The sequence below is a fragment of the Aliivibrio sp. SR45-2 genome, assembly GCF_963890165.1.
In the GTDB taxonomy this organism is placed as follows: domain Bacteria; phylum Pseudomonadota; class Gammaproteobacteria; order Enterobacterales; family Vibrionaceae; genus Aliivibrio; species Aliivibrio salmonicida.
On sequence record NZ_CAWPRC010000007.1, the window covers coordinates 1 to 4068 of the forward strand.

Below are 4068 nucleotides of genomic sequence, written 5' to 3' on the forward strand. Positions count from 1 at the left end.
ATTTTCTGTTTCTTTTGATGTGAGCCAAACTAAATCATAATATGAACATATATTTTTATGTTCATATGGAATAACCAAGTTATCAAAACATATTAATAACGTTGGTATATTATAGTCTTTTATTGATATCAATGTTTTTTTAAATAAACGAGACTCATTATGAGGCGTCATAAAAAGGTCAAAATCACCCGATTCTAGCTCATCGAGTAAAGCTTGATTAGCTAAACTGTAATCATCATAATCTAATGGATTAACAACTTTTACAGAGATCCCATAATTCATCAACTCATCAAATATATGAAAAGATTGCCAATTATCCATTAATGTATTTTTGCCTTCAAAATAATAAACTATCTTCACTGAATAACCTTATTAAATTATCAACGGTAATATTAAAATTGAGTTCATAACTCATTTTTATTTATTGATTCTTTCATCAACCTGTATATTTTATTTCCAACAACCGTTTTATCATAAGTATTAAAACAATGTAATTTAATATCTTTTGATGAATACGAACCATAATTTTCCTGTATAACCTTTAAGCTTTTGGATAACGCACTTTCGCATTCATATTTAAAAACTAATCCATTGTTTTCATTAACGATGTCATTCGGCCCATCAATATCTGGTACTATTATCGGCTTTCCTGCTGACAAAGCTTCAATAAATACAACACCAAATGTCTCAAACCTACTTGCGAGAACAAAAGCATGACAATCATTCATTTCTTTTGCCACTTGCTCTCGACTTAAAGCACCAAGGAAAGTAACTTGCTTTATGATGCCTAATTCTTTGGCCAGCTTCTTCAGCATATTACGCTCTATACCATCACCACCAATTCGTAACTCAACATCTAACACTCCCTTAAAGGCGAGAGAAAAAGCACGAAAAAGGATATCAAAGCCTTTCTTATGAGTTAGATACCCAAGTGAGAAGAATACAAATTTATTTTTAAATGGCAACGATGCTGTACGATTCTGAAACTTACTAAAATCAACTAGATTAGGAATAACCGTAATATTTTTATCTGTATAATGAGCAACATCATTTTTTAACCCTCTACTTACCGTCACTATAGAAGCCGCTTTATTCAATATGCGACGTAAGTTATTCTCTTGATAAGTTGACCAATCGTGGCGACTAAAACCGGTTGAATGCTCAGTTAAAACAAAAGGGATTCCGTACTTTTCGGAAATATCGAGAACGCCATAACCTGCTGGAAAGAATGATTGTAAATGGATAATATCTGGTTTCCAACTATCTGCTATTAGATATTCAATAATTCTATTTAAACCTTCCGCAAATTGTCTATCCATCGTCTCTGCGGTTCTGTTAAACAAGTTATAACGAATGAAGCGATAAGTTGGTATTCTCCCTTCTTGAGAAATAACCAGATCCTTTTTTTTTCGATAAAATAAATCTTTTATTCTTCGAACTGGGTGCCGTAGCTCACAATATGCAACTCTAACATCAGCACCACAGGCTTCAACAGCCTCCGCCTGTTCTCGGAAAAATGATCCTAAAGTAGGCCGTTCATCTGATGCATACCAAGAAGGTATAACTAGCACTTTAAAGGTCATAGCCTTACCAAATCCCTTTTGTATCAATGATTGTTTTAGCTATTATTGAACTGTCTTTAAACTCTTTATGATCGACAAGCATTACATGAATATCAGCTTCTTTTAATGCAAAAGTAAATTCGACTAAATTAACATTAGTTAACTGACTTGGAACTTGAGAAATATTAGGTTCTACCGCTAATACGTTACCACTATGCATTTCAGCAATTCTTTGAGTAATGAACATTGCCGGACTTTCTCTTAAATCATCAATGTCGGGTTTAAAAGCCAAACCATAACAAGCAACAGTAACATCTTTAACTGTTTTATCCGGATTTTCTTGAAGAAAATCTATGATGGCAAGTTTTACTTTATTAATCACCCATTCAGGTTTGCCATCATTTACTTTACGAGCGGTATGAATAATCTGAGCTTCCTCTGGTGTTTTAGAAACAATAAACCATGGATCAACTGCGATACAGTGACCACCCACTCCAGGACCTGGTTGTAAAATATTTACCCGAGGATGTCTATTTGCTAAAGCAATGAGTTCCCAAACATTAATACCTAACTTATCACAAATGATTGAAAGCTCATTTGCAAAAGCAATTTGAACATCACGTGAACTGTTTTCTGTTAGTTTAGCCATTTCAGCAGTACGAGCATTAGTAATGACACACTCACCCAAAACAAATGCTTTATATAGCTCAACAGAACGTTGTGAGCATTTTGGTGTTAAACCACCAATGACACGATCGTTTTCGACCAATTCACGAACAACATGACCTGGTAGTACACGTTCTGGACAATGAGCAATATTGATATCTGCACTCTCTCCAACTTGCTGTGGAAAACTTAAATCAAGTCTAGCTTCAGCAAGCCAAGCTGCCATTTTTTCTGTTGTACCAACTGGTGATGTCGATTCTAAAATAACCAAATCACCTTTTTTTAATACAGGGGCGATGGCCTGACTAGCCGCTTTTATATAAGAAAGATCTGGTGCGGGAATATTGTCGCCTTCACACGGTAAAAATGGCGTAGGAACGGCAATTAAAAACGCATCTGCAGGTTCCGGAATTGTCACAGCTTTCAAATAACCTTCAGTGACTGCAGCACTTACGATCATATCTAAATCGGGTTCAACAATATGAATTTTACCTTGGTTAATCGTTTCAACAGCATACTGATTAACATCTACACCGATAACCTTCTTCTTACGAGAAGCGAACATAGCTGCGGTAGGTAAACCTATGTAACCTAACCCGACGACTGAAATTGTTTCAAATGACATATCTACTACCTAAAAATAATTAAAATTCTTATTTTGCTAATTTATTTAAAATTCGTAGGCAAGCTTGACCGTCGCCATACGGATTATGTGCAAAGCTCATTTTCTTATATTCATCTTCATTCATGAGCAATTTATCTAAAGCTTTTACTATTTTCTCAACATCGGTTCCAACTAAACTTACCGTTCCAGCGGTAACCGCCTCAGGACGTTCAGTCGTATCACGCATAACTAAAACAGGCTTTCCTAAAGATGGAGCTTCTTCCTGAATACCGCCTGAATCTGTCAAAATAATATCTGAGCGATTCATTAAATAAATAAATGGTAGATACTGCTGAGGTTCAATTAGATATATATTATCAATGTGACTTAAAATTCTATTTACAGGTTCACGTACGTTTGGATTCAAATGCATAGGATAAAGTATCTGAACATTAGGATGCTGCTTAGCTGTAATTGCTAATGCTTCACAAATTCGTTCAAAACCATCTCCAAAACTTTCACGTCTATGCCCAGTAACTAAGATTAATTTCTTTGTAGGCTCTAAAAATGGAAATTGATTTTCTAATTCTTTTTTTAATTCAACATTATTATCTATCTTATTTTTCACCATTAGCAAAGCATCAATAACCGTGTTACCTGTTATTGAAATATCTTTTGGATTAAAATTTTCTTGTATTAAATTTTGTTCTGATGTTTCTGTTGGTGCAAAGTGATATTTGGTTAATGTACCCGTAAGCCGACGATTTGCTTCTTCTGGCCATGGTGAGTATATATTTCCAGTTCTAAGACCCGCTTCTACATGGCCTACATCAATCTGCTCATAATATGCAGCTAAGCTCGCCGCAAAAGTTGTCGCAGTATCACCATGAACTAAAACAACATCAGGCTTAAATTCTTGAAGAACTGGTTTTAGTTCTAACAAAATTCGAGCGGTTATATCATTAAGAGTTTGTCCAACTTTCATTAAGTTCAAATCATAATCAGGAGTGATCTCAAAAAGATCCAATACTTGATCAAGCATTTCGCGATGCTGGGCCGTCACACAGCACTTTGCCTCAAAACGGTCATCATTTGCTAGTGCATGAACAAGAGGTGCCATTTTGATGGCTTCTGGTCGAGTACCAAATACAGTAAGAATTTTTTTCTGAATCATTTGAATATCCACATAATTTTATAACAATATTATTTAATCAGCTATTTAATAAATATATTAAA

Annotated in this window: 4 protein-coding genes; all 4 read right to left on the reverse strand. The window is 34.7% G+C overall.

From position 1 onward, the window contains the following. A partial coding sequence (locus AACV33_RS00125) for a hypothetical protein (RefSeq protein WP_220488744.1) occupies positions 1 to 360 on the reverse strand: 360 nt, incomplete at its 3' end. 44 nt (positions 361 to 404) lie between these two features. Continuing rightward, positions 405 to 1583 carry a glycosyltransferase gene (locus AACV33_RS00130; protein ID WP_182700644.1) on the reverse strand — a complete coding sequence of 393 codons (1179 nt, stop codon included), beginning with the start codon at positions 1581 to 1583 and terminating at the stop codon, positions 405 to 407. Between the two features lie 4 nt (positions 1584 to 1587). Then, complete coding sequence (wecC, locus tag AACV33_RS00135; protein ID WP_182700645.1) at positions 1588 to 2853, reverse strand: UDP-N-acetyl-D-mannosamine dehydrogenase; 1266 nt, start codon at positions 2851 to 2853, stop codon at positions 1588 to 1590. A 28-nt stretch (positions 2854 to 2881) separates the two neighbouring features. Further along, positions 2882 to 4006, reverse strand: a complete 1125-nt coding sequence (gene wecB / locus AACV33_RS00140) for a non-hydrolyzing UDP-N-acetylglucosamine 2-epimerase (RefSeq protein WP_182700646.1) — start codon at positions 4004 to 4006, stop codon at positions 2882 to 2884. Between the last annotated feature and the right edge of the window lie 62 nt (positions 4007 to 4068).

Coding starts and splice junctions, on each gene's coding strand:
- wecC (WP_182700645.1), bottom strand. CDS start 2,853: ATGTCATTTGAAACAATTTCAGTCGTCGGGTTAGGTTACATAGGTTTA.
- AACV33_RS00130 (WP_182700644.1), bottom strand. CDS start 1,583: ATGACCTTTAAAGTGCTAGTTATACCTTCTTGGTATGCATCAGATGAA.
- wecB (WP_182700646.1), bottom strand. CDS start 4,006: ATGATTCAGAAAAAAATTCTTACTGTATTTGGTACTCGACCAGAAGCC.